This is a genomic window from Enterococcus sp. BSD2780061688st2 D3 (assembly GCF_005844145.1).
Taxonomy (GTDB): Bacteria; Bacillota; Bacilli; order Lactobacillales; family Enterococcaceae; genus Enterococcus_B; species Enterococcus_B durans.
Genome location: NZ_SPHN01000014.1, coordinates 15,719 through 35,455, shown reverse-complemented (window position 1 = coordinate 35,455; position 19,737 = coordinate 15,719). Strand labels below are relative to the sequence as shown.

Annotated in this window: 19 protein-coding genes, 1 other RNA gene and 1 pseudogene; 16 read left to right on the top strand and 5 right to left on the bottom strand. The window is 38.8% G+C overall.

What is annotated here, in order from left to right:
• Nucleotides 1-131: 131 nt before the first annotated feature.
• On the bottom strand, nt 132-755 hold the full coding sequence (gene lexA / locus FGQ66_RS11235) for a transcriptional repressor LexA (RefSeq protein ID WP_171024607.1): 624 nt from the start codon (nt 753-755) through the stop codon (nt 132-134).
• Nucleotides 756-901: 146 nt separating this feature from the next.
• Here lexA and FGQ66_RS11230 point away from each other — a divergent pair, with 146 nt between their 5' ends.
• From FGQ66_RS11230 to nth, 9 genes are all read left to right on the top strand, one after another.
• The gene (locus FGQ66_RS11230) at nt 902-1,153 is read left to right on the top strand and encodes a DUF896 family protein (protein ID WP_081133500.1); all 252 of its coding nucleotides are present in this window, start codon (nt 902-904) and stop codon (nt 1,151-1,153) included.
• Between the two features lie 100 nt (nt 1,154-1,253).
• The gene (gene tkt, locus FGQ66_RS11225; protein WP_113845519.1) at nt 1,254-3,248 is read left to right on the top strand and encodes a transketolase; all 1,995 of its coding nucleotides are present in this window, start codon (nt 1,254-1,256) and stop codon (nt 3,246-3,248) included.
• Between the two features lie 552 nt (nt 3,249-3,800).
• Nucleotides 3,801-4,682, top strand: coding sequence for a glucosaminidase domain-containing protein (locus FGQ66_RS11220; RefSeq protein ID WP_005875853.1), 882 nt, complete (start codon nt 3,801-3,803; stop codon nt 4,680-4,682).
• Nucleotides 4,683-4,828: 146 nt separating this feature from the next.
• Nucleotides 4,829-5,755 (top strand): cysteine synthase A, encoded by a 927-nt coding sequence (gene cysK / locus FGQ66_RS11215; protein ID WP_113845520.1) that lies wholly within the window; start codon nt 4,829-4,831, stop codon nt 5,753-5,755.
• A gap of 199 nt (nt 5,756-5,954) precedes the next feature.
• Nucleotides 5,955-6,383: a Fur family transcriptional regulator gene (locus FGQ66_RS11210; protein ID WP_005875849.1), complete on the top strand. Its 429-nt coding sequence runs from the start codon at nt 5,955-5,957 to the stop codon at nt 6,381-6,383.
• 293 nt (nt 6,384-6,676) lie between these two features.
• Nucleotides 6,677-8,029, top strand: a complete 1,353-nt coding sequence (locus tag FGQ66_RS11205; RefSeq protein ID WP_081133503.1) for an NADH oxidase — start codon at nt 6,677-6,679, stop codon at nt 8,027-8,029.
• A 352-nt stretch (nt 8,030-8,381) separates the two neighbouring features.
• On the top strand, nt 8,382-8,669 hold the full coding sequence (locus tag FGQ66_RS11200) for a DUF5960 family protein (RefSeq protein ID WP_005875845.1): 288 nt from the start codon (nt 8,382-8,384) through the stop codon (nt 8,667-8,669).
• Nucleotides 8,670-8,909: 240 nt separating this feature from the next.
• Entirely contained in the window at nt 8,910-9,611 is a 702-nt protein-coding gene (locus FGQ66_RS11195; RefSeq protein ID WP_005875843.1) for a DnaD domain protein, read from the top strand.
• A 1-nt stretch (nt 9,612) separates the two neighbouring features.
• Nucleotides 9,613-10,275, top strand: coding sequence for an endonuclease III (gene nth, locus FGQ66_RS11190; RefSeq protein WP_005875840.1), 663 nt, complete (start codon nt 9,613-9,615; stop codon nt 10,273-10,275).
• A gap of 64 nt (nt 10,276-10,339) precedes the next feature.
• Here the strand turns inward: nth and FGQ66_RS15705 are convergent.
• From FGQ66_RS15705 to recU, 3 genes and pseudogenes are all read right to left on the bottom strand, one after another.
• Nucleotides 10,340-10,459: pseudogene (locus FGQ66_RS15705) on the bottom strand (DUF3788 family protein); the annotation flags it as partial.
• Nucleotides 10,460-10,726: 267 nt separating this feature from the next.
• Complete coding sequence (locus tag FGQ66_RS11180; protein ID WP_138302448.1) at nt 10,727-13,063, bottom strand: PBP1A family penicillin-binding protein; 2,337 nt, start codon at nt 13,061-13,063, stop codon at nt 10,727-10,729.
• Entirely contained in the window at nt 13,053-13,700 is a 648-nt protein-coding gene (gene recU / locus FGQ66_RS11175; protein ID WP_113845523.1) for a Holliday junction resolvase RecU, read from the bottom strand. Before recU ends, FGQ66_RS11180 begins: the two co-directional genes overlap by 11 nt.
• Nucleotides 13,701-13,762: 62 nt before the next feature.
• Between recU and FGQ66_RS11170 the strand changes: the two genes are divergently transcribed.
• The 7 genes from FGQ66_RS11170 (at nt 13,763) to FGQ66_RS15230 (ending at nt 19,242) form a co-directional block, all read left to right on the top strand.
• Nucleotides 13,763-14,302 carry an SLOG family protein gene (locus FGQ66_RS11170; protein WP_113845524.1) on the top strand — a complete coding sequence of 180 codons (540 nt, stop codon included), beginning with the start codon at nt 13,763-13,765 and terminating at the stop codon, nt 14,300-14,302.
• 88 nt (nt 14,303-14,390) lie between these two features.
• Complete coding sequence (gpsB, locus tag FGQ66_RS11165) at nt 14,391-14,804, top strand: cell division regulator GpsB (RefSeq protein ID WP_081133507.1); 414 nt, start codon at nt 14,391-14,393, stop codon at nt 14,802-14,804.
• 19 nt (nt 14,805-14,823) lie between these two features.
• An RNA gene (gene rnpB / locus FGQ66_RS11160) (RNase P RNA component class B) lies at nt 14,824-15,199 on the top strand.
• Nucleotides 15,200-15,332: 133 nt separating this feature from the next.
• A complete protein-coding gene (locus FGQ66_RS11155) occupies nt 15,333-16,496 on the top strand; it encodes a THUMP domain-containing class I SAM-dependent RNA methyltransferase (RefSeq protein WP_113845525.1) in 1,164 nt (387 codons plus the stop codon).
• 32 nt (nt 16,497-16,528) lie between these two features.
• The gene (locus FGQ66_RS11150) at nt 16,529-18,025 is read left to right on the top strand and encodes a carboxypeptidase M32 (RefSeq protein ID WP_138302447.1); all 1,497 of its coding nucleotides are present in this window, start codon (nt 16,529-16,531) and stop codon (nt 18,023-18,025) included.
• 21 nt (nt 18,026-18,046) lie between these two features.
• Nucleotides 18,047-18,730, top strand: coding sequence for an HD domain-containing protein (locus tag FGQ66_RS11145; RefSeq protein WP_005875826.1), 684 nt, complete (start codon nt 18,047-18,049; stop codon nt 18,728-18,730).
• A 263-nt stretch (nt 18,731-18,993) separates the two neighbouring features.
• Nucleotides 18,994-19,242, top strand: a complete 249-nt coding sequence (locus FGQ66_RS15230) for a hypothetical protein (RefSeq protein ID WP_171024606.1) — start codon at nt 18,994-18,996, stop codon at nt 19,240-19,242.
• Between the two features lie 32 nt (nt 19,243-19,274).
• On the opposite strand, the gene FGQ66_RS11140 is transcribed toward FGQ66_RS15230, so the two are convergent.
• Nucleotides 19,275-19,718 carry a hypothetical protein gene (locus FGQ66_RS11140; RefSeq protein WP_113845528.1) on the bottom strand — a complete coding sequence of 148 codons (444 nt, stop codon included), beginning with the start codon at nt 19,716-19,718 and terminating at the stop codon, nt 19,275-19,277.
• Nucleotides 19,719-19,737: the final 19 nt, after the last annotated feature.

Genomic DNA, 19,737 nt, shown 5'->3' with positions numbered 1-19,737 from the left:
TGCGAACAAAAGTTCGTATTTATAGTATACGAACTTTTGTTCGATTTGTAAAGAGGGAAGTTGAAAAAATGAGCTACACCTTTTTACGGCACAGCTCATTGCTTTTATCTATTTCGAAAATTCATAGCATTCTAGTAAATATGACTGCGGTAAAGACCTACTACGCGGCCGAGAATGGACACTTGATCCAAAATGATCGGTTCTAACAAATCATTTTCTGGCTGTAGTCGGAAGTGGTCTTTTTCCTTGTAGAATCGTTTGCAGGTTGCTTCATCTTCTGCTGTCATGGCAATGACGATATCACCGTTTTGTGCAGTTTCTTGTTTACGGACGATCACGTTGTCTCCGTCTAAAATGCCTGCATTGATCATACTTTCGCCACGGATCTTTAACATGAACAAACTTCCTTCTTCAGAAGAAAGATTAGGCGGTACAGGGAAAAAATCCGAAGCATCTTCGACTGCTAAAATCGGCTCCCCAGCAGTAACCACCCCAAGTACGGGAATCGTGGAAGGTCGAACCCCGATTTTTGCCAATCCTTGTTTTGTCAATTCGATTGCACGAGGTTTTGTTGGGTCTCTTTGGATAAAGCCTTTTTTTTCAAGCCTTGCTAAATGGCCATGTACAGTAGAGGTAGAAGAAAGCTGAACGGCTTCCCCGATCTCTCTTACAGTTGGTGGGTAACCTTTTCGAGACACTTGTTCATGGATATATCGTAAGACTTCGATTTGTCTAGTTTCAGTTTGTCGGGCCACAAGGTACACCTTCTTTCAATTAATAACTAAATCATATCATATAAAAGGTCTTGTTTCAAACAAATGTTCGTATTTATATTAGTTTATCTAGTTGTTTTTTTTCCGTTTTTTATATAATATGAAGTAGAGTAAAAGGAGGTCTCCATATGCTATCACCCGAAAAAATCGAGCGAATCAACGAATTGGCTCGGATAAAGAAAGAAAAAGGCTTATCAGAAGCGGAAAAAAAAGAACAATTAGAGTTAAGAGAAGAGTATTTAAATGCCTTTCGCTCGGGAATGAGACATCATATTGAAGGAATGAAAATCGTCGATCCTGAAGGAAATGATGTCACACCAGATAAATTAAAAGAAATCCAGAAGAAAAAAGGCTTACACAACCGGAAAAACAACTTTTAGTAAAAAATACTAAAAATCATTGCTTTTTCTAGTGGTATCTTATAAAATGGTATGTGAGTAATAAAGGTAAAAAAAACCTAAATTAATAGGAGGGGTTATTTTGTTTGACAAAATCGACCAACTTGGCGTAAACACGATTCGTACATTAAGTATTGAAGCAGTTCAAAAGGCAAATTCTGGACATCCGGGGCTACCGATGGGGGCAGCACCAATGGCGTATGCACTATGGACAAAACATTTGAAAGTAAATCCGACTACTTCTAAAAACTGGGCGGATCGTGATCGATTCGTATTATCAGCTGGTCATGGTTCTGCGATGTTGTATAGCTTATTGCATCTGGCTGGTTATCAAGTTTCGATTGATGATTTAAAACAATTTCGTCAATGGGATTCAAAAACACCAGGACATCCTGAAGTGAACCATACAGACGGTGTCGAAGCAACTACTGGTCCATTAGGTCAAGGTATTGCGATGGCTGTAGGGATGGCAATGGCAGAAGCACACTTAGCAGCAACATATAACAGAGAAAACTTCAACATCGTGGATCATCACACCTACGCTATCTGTGGTGACGGCGATTTGATGGAGGGCGTTTCTCAAGAAGCTAGCTCAATGGCTGGTCACATGAAACTAGGAAAATTGATTGTTTTGTATGATTCAAATGATATTTCTTTAGATGGCCCAACGTCAAAAGCTTTCACGGAAAATGTAGGGGCTCGCTATGAAGCATATGGCTGGCAACATATTTTAGTCAAAGATGGCAATGATCTTGAAGCAATCTCTAAAGCAATCGAAGCTGCTAAAGCAGAGACAGACAAACCGACATTGATCGAAGTAAAAACAGTGATCGGGTATGGATCTCCGAAAGAAGGTACTTCAGCAGTTCACGGAGCGCCAATCGGTGATGAAGGAATCAAGATGGCAAAAGGCGTCTATGGTTGGGAATATCCAGACTTTACAGTTCCTGAAGAAGTAGCTGCTCGTTTCCACCAAACAATGGTGGAGGAAGGCCAAAAAGCAGAAGCTGCTTGGCATGAAATGTTCAAGAACTATAAACATGCGTACCCTGAATTAGCGCAACAATTTGAAGATGCGTTTGCTGGGAAGTTGCCTGAAAACTGGGATGCTGACTTACCATCTTATGATGAAGGTAGCAGTCAAGCAAGTCGTGTATCAAGTAAAGAAGTGATCCAAGAGCTTTCTAAAGCAGTACCAAGCTTCTGGGGCGGTTCTGCTGATCTATCTGGTTCAAACAATACGATGGTCGCAGCAGACAAAGATTTCACTCCTGAACACTATGAAGGACGTAACATTTGGTTTGGTGTACGTGAATTTGCAATGGCATCAGCGATGAATGGTATCCAATTACATGGAGGCACACGTATCTATGGTGGTACATTCTTCGTATTCGTTGATTACTTGCGTCCAGCCGTTCGTTTAGCAGCTATCCAGAATACACCGGTAATTTATGTGTTGACACATGATTCAGTTGCTGTTGGTGAAGATGGACCAACCCACGAACCAATCGAACAATTGGCATCTGTAAGATGTATGCCAGGGGTTCACGTGATTCGCCCAGCTGATGGAAATGAAACTCGTGCAGCTTGGAAAGTCGCAATGGAATCAACGGATACACCAACGATCTTAGTATTGAGTCGTCAAAACTTACCTGTACTTCCAACGACAAAAGAAGTTGCGGATACAATGGTGAAAAAAGGTGCATACGTGTTATCACCAGCAAAAGGAGAAACCCCTGAAGGTATCTTGATTGCTACTGGTTCCGAAGTAGATTTGGCTGTAAAAGCACAAAAAGAACTTGCTGATGCTGGCAAAGATGTTTCTGTTGTTTCAATGCCAAGTTTTGATCTTTTTGAAAAACAATCAGCGGAATACAAAGAAAGCGTCTTGCCAAAAAATGTCAAGAAACGCGTAGCAATTGAAGCTGCTGCTTCCTTTGGTTGGGAACGTTATGTCGGCACAGAAGGAACAACGATCACGATCGATCATTTTGGTGCGTCTGCTCCAGGAAATAAAATTCTTGAAGAATTTGGCTTCACTGTTGAAAATGTCGTTCGTACATTTGAACAATTATAAAAAATACTGTCATATATTTGGCTCAAAAATAATCCGTGTTTGAATCCTCTATTTTCTAATGTGTTTTAGAATGATGAGTTGACGTCCAAACACTGAGAAAAAACTATCGACCGAGATTCTGCACAAATCCTCGGTCGATAGTTTTGTGTTCATAAGGAAAGAGTCATCAATGTAGTTCTTGTGTGCGAGTAGATGATCAGCAAGGGTGGCTCGTGTGAGAATCAAGAAATGGTGAAAACGGCATGATTGGAGATGGCAAAAAACAGGAAAACTTTGTTCATCAAGGGAGCCGAATACTAGAAAACTTGACAAATGCTTCAAATTAGATTAAGTTGTTTCTTATCGCATCAACAGAAGGTGTTCGGTATTCTGTTTTACGATCGATTTATATTACGGAATATTTCGCTAATGTTACTTAAAGATTACAAAAAGTAAATTTATTAAGATTAGTTTGAGTTTCCTGAAATTTAAAAGTATAATTTAATTAATTAAGTTTGTTTAAAGATAGAAAATTTTATTTAGAGTTTTTTATTTTTTTGAGGAGGAATTCGAATGCAAGAGCTGAAAACCCGCAGTGCCCGACACCAGAAAAGTAAAAGAACTTTGGTGATCAATAAAAAGGCAATTGCTCCTTTAGTAGGAACAACATTGCTCGTTGGGCCAATGATGGTTACAGCAGCACCACAACATGTACGTGCAGACGAACAAGCGCCGCAAAATACAACTGATCCTCAAGCGTTTATCAATCAAATTGGTTGGTCTGCTTCAGAAGTGGCTGCAAGTAATGACTTGTACGCTTCTGTAATGATAGCCCAAGCATTATTGGAAAGTGCTTATGGAACTTCAGGATTATCCAGTGCTCCGAATTATAATCTATTCGGTGTAAAAGGTAGTTATGGTGGGCAGGTTGTTTATATGGCTACGCAAGAATATATTGATGGACAATGGGTAACGATGAATGAACCTTTCCGCAAGTATTCTTCTTATTGGGAGTCTTTCCAAGATCATGCGAATGTTTTACGTTCGACTAGTTTTTCAACTGGCGATTATCATTATTCTGGCGTATGGAAAAGCAATACGACTAGTTTCTATGATGCGACTGCCTATTTGACAGGTAGATACGCGACTGATCCTGATTATGGTACAAAATTGAACTCATTGATTAATACGTATAATTTAACTCGTTTTGATACACCATCTACTGGATCAACATCGTCTTCAACAAGTACTACGACGACAACAAGTACAACCACAACGACGACAACGAGTAGCAAATCAACTGCATCTTCTGGTGGTACTTATACGGTCGTTTCAGGGGATACTTTATGGGATATCGCCCAAAAGTACGGAATGTCTGTTGACGATCTAATGGCCAAAAATGGAATGTCGATGTCCAACTATTCTTTACTAGTCGGTCAAGAGTTGAATGTGTAGCTTTACTTATTATTTATAAGCAAAGAAATATCTAAAATGATATTTCTTTGCTTTTTTGTATTATAATAGGAAAGACGAATTATTCGCCAGAAGCTTCTGATTTGTATTATGATAAAGAAGAAGACGAGATGAGGAGGAATATACACATGACACAATTATATCATTCAATTACAGAGTTGATTGGGAGAACCCCAATCGTCAAGCTAAACCACATGGTTCCTGAAGGGTCAGCAGAAGTTTATGTGAAACTTGAATTTTTTAATCCTGGCGGCAGTGTAAAAGACCGGATCGCATTAAGTATGATTGAAAAAGCAGAACAAGATGGAATACTGAAACCTGGAGATACGATCATTGAACCAACCTCAGGTAATACTGGTATTGGTTTAGCCATGGTAGGGGTAGCTAAAGGGTATAAAGTGATTATTGTCATGCCTGAAACGATGAGTATGGAACGTCGGTTATTGATGAAGGGCTATGGAGCAGAATTGATTTTGACTCCAGGATCAGAAGCAATCAGTGGGTCGATCAAAGAAGCAAAACGCTTAGCAGAAGAACACGGCTATTTCATGCCACTTCAATTTGAAAATCCAGCGAATCCAGCGATCCATGAAAAAACAACAGGACATGAAATCCAAGAAGCTTTTGGCGTCAATGGACTAGATGCGTTTGTAGCTGGGATCGGTACAGGTGGAACAATCACTGGGGCAGGTAGAGAGTTAAAACGAGTATATCCATCAATTGAAATCGTTGGAGTCGAACCTGCTGAATCTGCTATCTTAGAAGGGAAAGCAGCGGGACCACATAAAATCCAAGGAATCGGTACAGGTTTTGTTCCTGGTACACTAGATACCTCTGTTTATGATAAGGTGGTTGGCATCAAAGGTGACGAAGCAATGGAGACTGCGAGACGTGTTGGGAAAGAAGAAGGCATTTTAGTCGGGATTTCTTCTGGAGCAGCAATTGCAGCGGCACTCAAAGAAGCTGCACTTTTAGGAAAAGGCAAAAAAGTATTGGCTATCGTTCCTGATAATGGAGAACGTTATTTGTCTACACCGTTGTATCAAGAACTTTAATAAAAAAGATAGTTGATGATAAATAAGTGTTTAGGATAAAATAATAGAGTCAAAGGCGTAAAAAGAGGGATTCATTCTTGATTTACGCCTTTTTTCGCAATATTTTAATTATTTTGAAATTTCTTTTCACGAAAAGTAGATTTTAAAAAATAAAAATAGTATGATAAGACGAGAATAACAACTTTGGGGTGTTTAAAAAATGGAGAACAAAATAGTCGAAGAAGCAATTGGTAAGTTAAAAAAAGAAAATATACGAATTACACCTCAGCGGTACGCGGTGCTAGAATACCTGATCGAACATCATTCTCATCCAACAGCCGATGAGATTTATCGAGCTCTGGAGCATCGTTTTCCAAATATGAGTGTCGCAACTGTATATAACAATTTGAGATTGTTTACCTCAATCGGGTTCGTACAAGAGATGAAATATGGGGATGCATCTAGTCGATTCGATTTCAGTTCAAAACGTCATTATCATGTCATTTGTGAAAACTGCGGGAAAATCGTGGATTTCCATTATCCTGGCTTGGAAGATATCGAAATGGCGGCAAGTCGCTTAACTGACTTCGAAATCAAAGAACATCGTTTAGAATTATATGGTCTTTGCCCAGAATGCAAGGGGAAGTAGTTTTGGGTTGCTTAGGACAGTAAACAAATATGGATGAACCAAGTTAAAAAAGCTAGTTTGACAAAAAAGTCACTAGCTTTTTTTATTTTTTTCTTAATCATTCACAAACTAAAGGACGATTGTGTGTTTATTCACATAAGTAGAGCTATTAAATCAGTGTTTATCTAAAAGAATGCTTGCAATACAACAAGCTTATCCTTGTGAATTCACAAGCATTAAACTGTTGTATCCGTTTTATTTTTGATATAGTGAAGCTTGTCAAAGGACAAAACGTTAATCGGAGGGATTCACATATGAAAGTTGTAGTAATTGGCTGCACACATGCAGGAACAGCAGCCGTAAAAAGTATCTTAAAAAATCATCCAGAAGCAGATGTTACGGTATATGAGCGAAATGACAATGTTTCATTTTTATCCTGTGGGATCGCATTATATGTTGGTGGTGTAGTAAAAGACCCAGCCGGTTTATTCTATTCTAATCCTGAAGAGCTTCATTCTTTAGGGGCAACTGTAAAAATGGAACATGATGTCACTGATGTAGATACTGAAAATAAAAAAGTGACAGCGAAAGATTTGAATACGGGAGAAGTTGAAACCGTTTCTTACGATAAATTAGTCATGACTACAGGTTCATGGCCAATCATTCCACCAATCAAAGGAATCGAATCAGAAAACATTCTGTTATGTAAAAATTATAATCAAGCGAATGAGATCATTGCCAAGGCTGAAGAAGCAAAACGCGTAGTGATCGTAGGTGGAGGCTACATCGGGATCGAATTGGTCGAAGCATTTGTTGAATCAGGTAAACAAGTGACATTGATCGATGGACTTGATCGTATTCTTAACAAATACCTTGATAAACCATTCACAGATATCCTTGAAAAAGAACTTGTCGATCGAGGTGTCACATTAGCCTTGGGAGAAAATGTTTCTGAATTTATTGCAGATGACAACGGCAAAGTAAAACAAGTTGCAACACCAAAAGAAACATTTGATGCAGATATGGTTATTCTATGTGTTGGGTTTAGACCGAATACTACTCTGATCAAGGGTAAAGTAGATACATTGCCAAATGGTGCCATTAAAGTGAACGAGTACATGCAAACGAGTGACCCAGATATTTTTGCGGCTGGAGACTCTGCGGTAGTGAATTACAATCCAAGTGGAACACAAAACTATATTCCTCTTGCTACGAATGCAGTACGTCAAGGTTTGCTTGTAGGGAATAATCTAACGGAACATAAAATGGCTTATCGTGGTACACAAGGTACGTCAGGACTTTATCTATTTGGGTGGACGATTGGTTCAACCGGTGTGACAAAAGAAAGTGCACCTATGAATAATCTTGATGTAGAAGCAACTGTCTTTGAAGACAATTATCGTCCTGAGTTTATGCCAACGACTGAAAAAGTCATGATGGAATTAGTTTATGAAAAAGGAACGAACCGTATCGTTGGCGCTCAATTTATGTCTAAATACGATATTACGCAATCTGCGAATACGATGTCGTTAGCTGTTCAAAATAAAATGACCGTCGAAGATCTAGCACTTTCTGACTTTTTCTTCCAACCGCATTTTGATCGCCCTTGGAACTACTTGAACTTATTAGCTCAAGCAGCTCTTGGCGAAATTGAAACAGCACAATAGTTAGAAGGCACCTGTGTATTTTTTCGTTTTAGTTAATGATGAAGGGAGGCTAGGACAGAAGTGTTTAACTCCGAGAAATAAGAAGAAATTCACGAAAATTGCTTTTCAAATTTTTGTGAATTTCGGCTTATTTCCGAAGGAGTTGCTTCTGTTCCCACCGCTTATTCGTTTTTAAAGCATGAGATAAAAGTGTTTCTTACTTTTGTCCCATGCTCTTCTTTTTTTAAAATCAGGGGAGTGTGACGAATTAGTTGTTTTCTAAAGGATTTTCTGCCAAAATAAGTAGAGAAAGACAACTCATGGATAAACGAACATGGATCGTCAAGAATGATTGATGGGGAGGAATAGTAAGATGGAAAAAGAATATTTTGTACAACAAGAGGCATTTATGGAGGATTATCAACAATTAGCGGCGCAAAAAGATGTGACGATTGAGTCGCTAGCGGATAAGATAATCAACCAATTGAATCAGACACAAGAAGATTATTATGAGATGCCTGCAGAAGAAGCAAAGGATGGCGTATCTCACCGCTTCCCATTTTCTCGCCGTATCTATTCAGATGAAAATGATGGAACGTTGAACACAGAATATACTTACGAAGGCGAGCCCTATATTTTACAAACGGAAGATGATTTTTAAAAATAATGCTTTTAGCTATAGCTAAGCTAGGGAATCGATTGACCCATCTATTTCAAAAAAACTTTTGAAATAGATGGGTCAATTTTTATAGAAATCAGAACAACAAATCCATTTTATTTATTCCGAAAAGTGAAAAGGTGCAAAATAAAAACAAAAAAATTAAACACATTAACCAAGGGGATGGTCACTTGCTTCATTTAATTTTTTTACGTATACTGAGAATGAAGCGGAGGAAAAACCATGTTGAACTTAGAAAATTATTTAAAATCAGGTCAAACGATCATATCGAATTTATTGCTAAAAAATTATCATCGGATTGGACTCCAGTCAGAAGAATTTTTATTTATATTGCAGATACACATGGCACAGCTAGAAGGTGATTCATTTCCAGATCTGCAGATGATTGCTCTAAACATGGGTGTCAAGCAAGACCGTATTTATCAACTATTGAATCGATTAGTCAGCAATGGCTTTATAAATATCAAAACAGAAACGATCGATGGAAAGAAAGTGGATCGCTATGACCTTTATCCGATATATGATGTTCTGGGAGATTTTTTGGAAAAACAAAGTCGAAAACTAGAAGATATGAGTCAGGAGAAAGAAGTCCAGTCTGTCTACCAGATGTTTGAACAAGAGTTTGGGCGGCCTCTGTCTGCGATTGAATTTCAGCGGATCGGTCAATGGCTTGAAGAAGATCATTACCAACCGGAGATCATCAAACTAGCATTGCGTGAAGCTGTCTTGAACCAGGCGTACAGTTTCAATTATGTAGATCGGATTTTGTTGTCTTGGGAGCGTAAAAATCTCAAGACAAAACAGCAAGTAGAGGAAGATCAAAAAAGAAGAAAGCAACAGCTTTTGCAAAAAGAAGTGGACTCATCAAATCAACAAGAAGAGGAGCTTCCCAAAGTATCATTGAAAAACTGGTTGGAGGACTAATATGTTAAGTAAGCAGAAAACCATGGAAGCAATTGAAAAAATGTATCAGATGTTTCCTGAGGCTCATGGTGAATTACAACATAACAACCCTTATGAATTACTGATAGCAGTCATCTTGAGTGCCCAAGCCACTGATGTTTCTGTAAATAAAGCAACTCCTGCCCTGTTTGAGGCATTTCCTACGCCTGAAGACTTAGCGGCTGCTTCGGTTGAAGAAATCATTCCTAAAATCAAGACGATCGGCCTTTATCGAAACAAAGCAAAAAATATCAAAGCATGCGCACAACAACTGATCGAAAACTTTGGCGGTCAAGTGCCAACTACTAGAGAAGCATTGGTATCACTGCCTGGAGTAGGACGGAAAACAGCCAATGTTGTCCTTGGGGATGCATTCGGTATCCCAGCGATTGCTGTCGATACACATGTCGAACGAGTGTCAAAACGTCTGAGAATCTGTAAGTTGAACGCTTCGGTACTAGAAGTAGAAGAAACGCTCATGAGAAAAATACCAGAAGACTTGTGGGTGAAAACACACCATACCTTGATTTTTTTTGGCAGGTATCATTGTACGGCAAGAAACCCGCGTTGTGAAGTATGTCCGCTACTGGATATGTGCCAAGAAGGTAAAAATAGGATGAAGTTGCATAATAAAGCTAAGTCATGAAGATCGAACGATAAAAATCGAAGGAATGTGGGGCAAATCTAACAATCAGGTTTGCTACAGACTCTCGAATAAACGGCGGGAGCAGAAGCAACTCCTTCGGAAATAAGCCGAAATTCACAAAAATTTGAAAAGCAATTTTCGTTCATTTTTTCTTATTTCTCGGAGTTAAACACTTCTGTCCCAGCCTCTCTCAAATAAACGGCGTCCAAAAGTCAGGGTTTTCGGGAATATCAAAAAAAGAGGTTGGGACAAAAGTAAGAAACACTTCTGTCTCAACCTCTTTTTTTCTCCAATTTCTCAAATCGAAACGACTTTTGTCTCGACCTCATTCGATTTGCATAAACAGTAGCAACAGACTTATTGAAACCATGTTGTCTGCTTACCTTATATGTAGAGCAAAATCCAGGGATTCGCATTGTTTTTTGCGAATCCCTGGATTTTATTAAGCATATCATCCAGCTGAACTGCCACTAGCTTGTGATTCATTCGCATTACTTGACGGCGTCGTTGGCTCAGAGGACTCTTGTGGTGCCGATGAGCTAGATGCCGGCGGAGTGCTGCTTGATGATGAAGGTGCAGTACTTGATGATGTTTCACTACTACTTGATGACTCAGAACTCTGACTAGATGTCGTGCTTTCTGTTGAACTTTGAGTCGTAGTACTTTCAGTAGTAGAAGATGTTGAACTTTCTGGTATTGTAACAGTCGAAGATGGAACTGTACTTGACGGTGTGGTTCTTCTTTGCGTATTGTTCACTTGATCTCGATAGTATAACTCGCCACCATAGCGAACAAGTCCACTTGGCATTTCCCAATCTTCATTTGTCACATTTGCCGATACATATTTCATCAATTCTCTATAAACATCTGAAGCTACATGAGAAGATTCGGATGTTACAGGCGTTAGCTTCTCGTTGTATCCAGTCCAAACAGAAATCGCATAATTTGGTGTGTAGCCGGCAAATAAAATATCAGGATACACGCCACTCGAAAGACCTATTTTTGCATATTCCTCATCGGTATAGTTAGATGTCCCAGTTTTTCCAGCTTGGAAAAGTCCAGGGATGAGTGCATTCGATCCAGTTCCTTGTGTAATCGTATCTTTTAGGATATCAGTGACCATATAGGCTGTTTCTGGTGACATGGCAGTTTTTCCTTCAGGTTCATACGTTTGTTCAGTACCATCTTGGAAGACGATCTTATTGACATATTGTGGTTTATAATAGGTTCCGCCGTTGGCAAAAGCAGCGTAGGCAGCAGCCATTTTCAGTGATGATGCACCATATTTTGTCCCATCTTGTTTTTCTGTGTTACTTGAGATTGCATTTGACTGATGGATCGTACTGTACTCGATGCCCAGATCCTTCAAGAATGAGCTTACTTTATCAGAGCCGACTTCATTAAATAGTTTTACGGCAGGAACGTTTCTAGAAAGATATAATGCTTGTCTTAATGTGATTGTACCTAGATAGCTGTTATCCCAGTTACCAACAGGAGTCGAAGTTCCTTCGTAGTTATAAGGAGCGTCAGTAATCATTTTTCCAGTTGAGTATTTTAAATACTCGAATGCAGGGCCGTAATCAGTGACAGGTTTCATTGTAGAACCGAAATCGCGTGAAGTATTCACTGCTAGATTCATTCCAAGAGTCACGTCATCTGCAACATGGCGGCCACCGATCTGTGCTTTCACTTCTCCGGTTTTGGTATCGATCAGTGTCGATGCAACTTGCATTTTGTCGTCCGGGTAATTGACGTATTCATCCGTATTCACAATGTTATAAAGTTGTTTTTGTGCATCTAAATCTAAATTCGTATAGATATCTAGACCGTCAGTATAGACATTCTTATCCGTTTTTTCTTGGACCTCATTAATGACTTCTTTTACGTAGTTATCAACGATTTTTGAATTATCTGCCTCTTTTTTCAATTCTTGGAGACCTTCATTTATCGGTGTATTGACCGCATTGTCATAATCGGTTTGAGAAATCTTGTCATTTTGCAACATCGTGTACAAAACAGTATCACGACGCTTCTTTGCTTGCTCAGGATACTGATAAGGGTCATAAGCAGATGGTGCTTGCGGCATTCCAGCCAATAATGCAGTTTGTGGCAAAGATAAATCGCCTAGCTTCTTACCAAAATACATCTCTGAAGCAGTTTCCATGCCGTATAGTCCATTTGACATATATACTTTGTTCACATAATAAGTCAATATTTCTTGTTTTGATTTTTTCTGTTCTAACCTCACAGCCATCCAAGCTTCTTGTGCTTTTCTTTTTAATGTTTGGTCAGAAGCGTTTGTCGAGAAGTAAGAAAGTTTGATCAATTGTTGTGTCAAAGTACTACCTCCTTGCAGTCCGCCAGAAGTAAAGTTTGAGACAGCAGAACCAATGATCCGTACAGGGTCGATCCCGATATGTTTATAAAATCTTCGGTCTTCGACAGAAACGATTGCATTTTCTAGCGTCTTTGGTAATTCATTTGCAGAAATCTTTTCGCGTTTTTCTGCACCTAGGTCTTCGAACAGTTCACCATCTTGGGTATAAAGTTTAGAAGAGACGGTGGCGTCTAACGCATTGTCAGTCAATGCAGGTGCATCCTTTGCGTAGAACCAGAAAAGTCCGACTCCCGCTAAAAATGCTACGCATACTAGTGACAGCACGATCAGAAAGATTCGTGCAATCAGGCTTTTCGTATTTTTCCTAGGTTTTTTTCCAGACTTCTTCGGTCCTTTTTTAGAAGAAGGGGTATTGCTACGTCTGGAAGTTCTAGTTTGTTCATTTGCCATTCTTGTGTTCTCCTTCAATAGTTAGTGTTGAGAGATACTGATCGACTGCATCTAAATAAGGGATACGTGGCGAAAAGCCAGTTTGGATCTCGATCCCCACATTTTCTATCAAAGAGAGCGGCAGAGATTTCCTACCGTTTTCCTTTTGAGCATGCCAATAGTCGATCAGGTGTGTACTATTTAAATAAAAGCAGCGCTTCAAAGATGAAAACCATAATAAGACAAAACAAATCCCATTTTGTTGCAGACAAGCTTCCATATGGCTGATTTGATGCGCATGAAAGTTTTTAAATGGAAAAGAAGTTTTATTCTTCGTTTCTTTTGCTTCAAAATCCAAATAGAAACCTCGATATACACCGTTATAATCTGTTGTGGAAGCTTGGGTGAAATATGCTTCCTTAATAACAGCGGCGCTACGTCGAGGATAATCTACTTTAACGATTTGTATTGGTGTTGGTTTTTTATGGATAACAGCTATTTGGCGTGCAAGGTAATACTCATTACTTTCGTTGATTGCTTCTTCAAAACGCATACCTCGATTGCCGAATTCTATCGGTGCTTTTCTTTTTTCTTGAATTTTCTCTTCTAAAGAGGCATTCTTATGGTATGGTTGGCCATTCGGATAGCGTAAAACCATTTTAATCACACTCCTAGGCCATATTATAGCAAAAAAGGCGAGAGAAAGAAAAGGAAACTGAGATGGATAGTGTAAAAGTCATTTACTTTTCGGGATATCGGAGTTTTGAACTTGGTGTATTTAAAGAAAATGATCCCAAAGTAGCAGTTATTAAAAAAGTCTTAAAAAGAGAGATCCAGCAATTAGCAGAAGAAGGCTTGGAATGGATCATTGTAAGTGGGAACCTTGGTGTGGAATTGTGGGCAACGGAGATCGTAGCAGAATTGAAACTTGATTACCCCGAGTTGCATCTAGGGATCATTTATCCTTTCATGGCATTCGGTAGCAATTGGAATGAAAACAATCAAGAGAAGAAAAGACTAGCAGAACAACTTTCTGACTATGTTGAAGCTGTAAGTCATCAGCCCTATCAGTCGCCAAGTCAATTAAGAAATCACACCCGTTTTCTCCTTGAACACACAGATGGTTGTCTATTGATTTATGACGAAGAATTTCCTGGGAAAACCCAGTATTTTTTAAGGGATGCAGAAAAATATCAAGAAGAACATCCCTATGAAATTCGTTTGATCAGTATGGACGATTTACAAAATTTCAGTGAATAAATGAGATAGTGTTTGATTTATCAATATTTTTCCGATACAATGAGAAAGTAGAAATGTTATTATGTAAATGAGAACTAGAGGTGTAAATATGGCGAACTTGGTTTATAGTCCTAAAGACATTTTACAACAAGAATTTAAAACAAAAATGCGTGGATATGACCCCATTGAAGTCGATGAATTCTTAGACAATATTATCAAAGATTATGAAACTTACAGCAAAGAACTCCTTGCTTTACAAGAAGAAAACGATAAGTTGAGCGCAAAAATCGCTCAATTATCAAAAACTCAAGGAGCTGCTCCAACACGGGTGCAACAAACTGAAACACCTAAGAGCACAGCAGTAACGAATTTCGATATCTTGAAACGTTTGTCAAATCTTGAACGTGAAGTTTTTGGAAAAAAATTGGATCAACAAGCAGCAGTAAAAGTTTCCCAACCAAATCCAAATAACTACACAAATGTAAGTGATGACGATGATAATGAAAAAACTCGTCAATTCTAACAAATGAACGATCTTTGCGGTTTTCGGGTAATCGCGGTCTGACTTGATCAGGCTGAGGAAAGTCCATGCTCGCACAGACTGTGATGTCTGTAGTGTTCGTGCTTAGCGAAAAAATAAGCTAAGGTACTCTTTCGGGAGTAACGGCAGGAAAACGGGCTAAGGTCATATGACTATGCTTTAGTATCCTTGAAAGTGCCACAGTGACGAAGCGAATAGGGAAACTTATTCGGTGGAACGCGGTAAACCCCTCGAGCGAGCAACCCAAACAACGGTAGGGGCGCTTTTTGTCGGGGAATTAAGAACGAGACAAAAGGGCAGGTTAACTGCAGATAGATGGTTACCACGTTCTCCTTTCTTCCCTGAAAAGGAGGACGTACAAAACATGGCTTACAGAAAACCGCAATAAAACAGGGAATACCTTCCAACCATGTTGTGAAGGTTTTTTTAACATTTGAGATTAAACTTTCGTTTTGATTTTTCAAAAGCTGGACGAATCGTTCAGCTTTTCTTATAAATAAGGAGAATGATATGGACATTAATAGAGAATTTAATCTTGTGGCGACGGCTGCAAGCGGCCTAGAAGCATTGGTCGGAAAAGAGTTACGTGATTTGGGAATCGAGTGCGAAGTCGAAAATGGGAGAGCCAGATTCAAAGGAACGATGGAAACGATCGCGACAGCCAATTTGTGGTTGAGAACTGCGGATAGAGTAAAAATCGTTGTTGGTGAGTTTGATGCGTTTACTTTTGATGAATTGTTCGAGAATGTGAAAGCTTTACCATGGGAAGACTTTCTTCCACTAGATGCCGAATTCCCAGTGGCGGGCAAATCGATCAAATCGAAGCTTTACAGTACCCCCGATTGTCAGGCAATCACTAAGAAAGCCATCGTTGATCGTCTACGTACGTACTATCATCGACCAGCTTCAGTGCCATTAACGGAAACAGGTGCGCATTTTCAATTAGAGGTTGCGTTGTTGAAAGACCATGTGATGATTACTTTAGATACGACTGGACCAAGCTTGTTTAAAAGAGGCTATCGTTTGGAAAAAGGTGGCGCGCCGTTAAAAGAAAATATGGCAGCTGCCCTAGTGATGCTGACGAATTGGAGAAAAGACCGTCCATTTTATGATCCCGTTTGTGGTTCTGGAACGATTTGTATCGAAGCAGCATTGATCGGTCACAATATCGCACCTGGATTCAACCGAGAATTTGCCTGTGAATCATGGGATTGGTTCAGCAAAGAAGTAATGAAAAATGTACGAGCTGCAGCAGAAGAAAAAGCAGATTATGACATCGAACTAGATATCACTGGCTCAGATATCAATGGCCGAATGATCGAAATTGCTCAGGCAAATGCTGAAGAGATCGGTTTAGGGGATTCAATTACCTTCAAACAGCGAGCAGTGAAGGATTTTAAGACTGAAAAAGAATATGGCGTGATCGTTGCAAATCCTCCGTACGGGGAACGTCTTGGAGAAGAAGAAACAGTTAGACGTTTGTATGAAGAAATGGGCGATGTTTTCCGACCACTCAAAACATGGAGCAAGTATATTTTGACAAGTGATCTTGCCTTTGAAGAATATTACGGACAAAAAGCAACAAAAAAACGTAAATTATATAATGGTGCTTTGCGTACGGATCTATTTCAATATTGGGGAACGCGTCCTCCAAGAAAAAGTAAAGAAGCGTAAAAAATAAAAATGGATGTTTGGAGGAATTAGTAATGAAGGAAAAGGAATTGCTACAAGAACTAAAAGAAATCAATCTACTGCAACAAGCCTTAGGGATTTTGGATTGGGATATCCAAACAGGGATGCCTGAAAAGGCAAGTAATGAGCGAAGTGAAGTAAATAGCTATCTCTATAGTATTTATTTCTCAAAAAAAATCGGTCCTAAAATCAAAGAAGCCATTCATTACTTTTCTGAACATCCTGATGAATTGTCTGAAACAGGAAAAGTCATCTTTGAAAAAGTGAAAGAAGACTATGAGTTAGAATATAAAGTGCCAGAAGAACTGATGACGGCATTAACTGCTGCAACTTCTAGCGCTCAAGTTCAATGGCAAAAATCTCGTGAATCGAAAAAATTTACGGATTTCCAACCAGCGCTAACAAAGAATATCGAATTGACAAAAGAATTGATTCCTTATTGGAAAAAAGACGAAGCAACGGACTATGACGTTTTGTTGAATCAATATGAACCAGGGATGACCGTTGAGATCTTAGATCGGGTATTTGATCAGTTAAAAGCGGGAATCCTCAAGATTCGTCAAACCATAAACGAAAAAGGACAAGAACCACGAACGGATTTCCTTACGCGTAAAATGACAAAGGCACAACAAGAAAAATTCGTAGTCGGTGTCATTGAGCAATTAGGCTATGATTTTTCAAGAGGCCGTTTAGATGATACGATCCATCCTTTTATGCTTGGTATCAATCATAATGATGCACGGATCACTACACGTTGGAATGAGCATGATTTCAAAATGGCAGTTTTTGGTGTGATCCACGAAGCTGGTCATGGGATGTATGAACAGGATATCGATGAAAAATATGCATATACGCCAATTTATCAAGGTACATCTATGGGAATCCACGAGTCACAATCCCTTTTCAATGAAATCATTATTGGAAGCAACCGCAATTTCTGGGAGAAACAGTATCCATTTTTCCAAGAATGTGCAGAAGGTACATTTGATGATATCTCCTTTGATGATTTTTACCGATCATTGAAAAAAACACAATCTAGTTTAATACGGATCGAAGCAGATAGCTTAACTTATCCGTTGCATATCATTATTCGTTATGAAATCGAGAAAATGATCTTTAATGAAGGGGTAGCCATTGAAGAATTACCAGAAATTTGGAATGATAAATATGAAGAATATCTGGGTGTTCGTCCTGAAAATGATGTAGAGGGTATCTTACAGGATGTCCATTGGTCAGGGGCTAGTTTTGGCTACTTCCCATCTTATGCATTAGGCTATATGTATGCAGCACAATTGCTACATGCAATGGAAAAAGAACAATCAATTGATGAAATCTTAGCTTCAGATGATTATTCACCGATCAAAGAATGGATGAAAGAGCATATCCATCAATACGGTGCGTCACGTAAACCAACTCAATTGATCCAGGATGCTACAAATGAAGGATTGAATCCTCAATATTTGATCGATTACATGGAAAAAATTTATTTTTCTGTCTACCAAGTCGATTAAAAACAAGGAGAAGTATCGTTTATGGAAAAACTAGCTCAAATTGCTGAATATAGTATGAATCAGTTGGCAAATGATCAGACGGGTCATGGAAGTGACCACACGAAACGGGTGGTCAAGTTAGCTAAAAAGATCCTAGTGACTGAACCTCAAGCTGATCCATTTATCACGCTTGCTTCTGCTTATCTGCATGATACGATCGATGATAAAGTTGTTCAAGATGAACAAGTGGCGAAACAAGAATTAAAACATTTTCTAATAGCAATCGATTTAAAAAAAGAAACGATTGATGCAATTTTCTTCATCATTGAAAATATGTCTTTTTCAAAAGGGATATCTGAACAGGCGCCAGTGCTATCACTAGAAGGTCAAATCGTTCAGGATGCAGATCGGATCGAGGCATTAGGAGCGATCGGCATTTTGCGAACAGCCTATTTTGGTGGAGGACATGGCCACCCGATTTTTGATCCAAAAATCCAGCCGACAAATTATACCAATAAAGCCGACTACCGTAAGGGATCAACTGTTATCAATCACTTTTACGAAAAGCTCTTCTTATTACCAGATTTGATGAATACAGCATATGGCAAAGAAGAAGCGAAGCGCCGAGAACGTTTTATGCGTGATTTCTTAGTCGAATTTTTTAATGAGTGGGGCATTGATGATCCGGATTTTACACCGGATAATTGGGTAAAAAAGTCATACTGATGAAGAGCATGTCAAAAAAAGCCGAAACAAACCTCGGCTTTCAACTTTGTTTTTAGAATTATCTTGCTGGTTGCCAGTATAATTGTGAAAGCTATTTGAATCTTGGACAACGATGCTGATACACAAGAAACAAGATGGATTTTACGGACACGACATTTCAAATGGTTGAGTATTTTTTTCAAATGAGTGTCTCTGTTCCCACCGTTTATTCGTTTTAAAGAGAGGTTGGGACAGAAGTGTTTAACTCCGAGAAATAAGAAGAAATGAACGGAAATTGCTTTTCAAATTTTTGTGAATTTCGGCTTATTTCCGAAGGAGTTGCTTCTGATACCACCGTTTATTCGGATTTAGAGTCTGTGGCAAAACTGATTTTTAGTTTTGTCCCACGCTCTCTTTTTTTTGAAATTTCCGAAAAAACTGACTTTTGGATGACGTTTATTCGAGAGTCTGTAGCAAAATTGATTGTTAGATTTGTCCCACATTCAGCTTTTTTAAGTATAAAGAAAGTATGAATTTTTTTCTTGTTGTTAAGAGCAGAACGAGTTCATTCAGTTTCTCTAAGGTAGCCTTGCCAAGAATCCATTTCTAATTTTTTGAGGTTTTCAGCGCTATAAGCAATGCGATAACCAGCGTTTTTATGGGTATAAAAAGAAATTGGTTCGCCCCGATAAAGAAAGTCGATTATCAATGTAGAATTTAGCCCATCTTTTACCGAAAAATTAGTTATGTCACTTTTGTTATAAGTTGTAACGGATGCTTTTCCCGAAATTTTTATTGCAACTATTTTATCTTTTATAAATACTAGGCAATAAGGTTTTTCAAACAGATTGGTGATAATTGAGGTTCGAGCTGATAAAAACAACCAAGTAGCGGATTTAGCAACAGGATTCATTCGACTGCTAGCAAGAATGTAATTACTATGGGGGTGCAAGTTATTCGCCAAAAGTAGTTCTTCAGCTTTTGTTTTATTAGGTGGTAAAAAGGCCATGAATTTTTCTCCTTTTGAT

Bases quoted from the DNA above. Each gene is read 5' to 3' on its own strand.
- FGQ66_RS11230 (WP_081133500.1), top strand. From the start codon at position 902: ATGCTATCACCCGAAAAAATCGAGCGAATCAACGAATTGGCTCGGATA.
- FGQ66_RS11220 (WP_005875853.1), top strand. From the start codon at position 3,801: ATGCAAGAGCTGAAAACCCGCAGTGCCCGACACCAGAAAAGTAAAAGA.
- cysK (WP_113845520.1), top strand. From the start codon at position 4,829: ATGACACAATTATATCATTCAATTACAGAGTTGATTGGGAGAACCCCA.
- FGQ66_RS11210 (WP_005875849.1), top strand. From the start codon at position 5,955: ATGGAGAACAAAATAGTCGAAGAAGCAATTGGTAAGTTAAAAAAAGAA.
- FGQ66_RS11205 (WP_081133503.1), top strand. From the start codon at position 6,677: ATGAAAGTTGTAGTAATTGGCTGCACACATGCAGGAACAGCAGCCGTA.
- FGQ66_RS11200 (WP_005875845.1), top strand. From the start codon at position 8,382: ATGGAAAAAGAATATTTTGTACAACAAGAGGCATTTATGGAGGATTAT.
- FGQ66_RS11195 (WP_005875843.1), top strand. From the start codon at position 8,910: ATGTTGAACTTAGAAAATTATTTAAAATCAGGTCAAACGATCATATCG.
- nth (WP_005875840.1), top strand. From the start codon at position 9,613: ATGTTAAGTAAGCAGAAAACCATGGAAGCAATTGAAAAAATGTATCAG.
- FGQ66_RS11180 (WP_138302448.1), bottom strand. From the start codon at position 13,063: ATGGCAAATGAACAAACTAGAACTTCCAGACGTAGCAATACCCCTTCT.
- recU (WP_113845523.1), bottom strand. From the start codon at position 13,700: ATGGTTTTACGCTATCCGAATGGCCAACCATACCATAAGAATGCCTCT.
- FGQ66_RS11170 (WP_113845524.1), top strand. From the start codon at position 13,763: ATGGATAGTGTAAAAGTCATTTACTTTTCGGGATATCGGAGTTTTGAA.
- gpsB (WP_081133507.1), top strand. From the start codon at position 14,391: ATGGCGAACTTGGTTTATAGTCCTAAAGACATTTTACAACAAGAATTT.
- FGQ66_RS11155 (WP_113845525.1), top strand. From the start codon at position 15,333: ATGGACATTAATAGAGAATTTAATCTTGTGGCGACGGCTGCAAGCGGC.
- FGQ66_RS11150 (WP_138302447.1), top strand. From the start codon at position 16,529: ATGAAGGAAAAGGAATTGCTACAAGAACTAAAAGAAATCAATCTACTG.
- FGQ66_RS11145 (WP_005875826.1), top strand. From the start codon at position 18,047: ATGGAAAAACTAGCTCAAATTGCTGAATATAGTATGAATCAGTTGGCA.
- FGQ66_RS15230 (WP_171024606.1), top strand. From the start codon at position 18,994: ATGAACGGAAATTGCTTTTCAAATTTTTGTGAATTTCGGCTTATTTCC.
- FGQ66_RS11140 (WP_113845528.1), bottom strand. From the start codon at position 19,718: ATGGCCTTTTTACCACCTAATAAAACAAAAGCTGAAGAACTACTTTTG.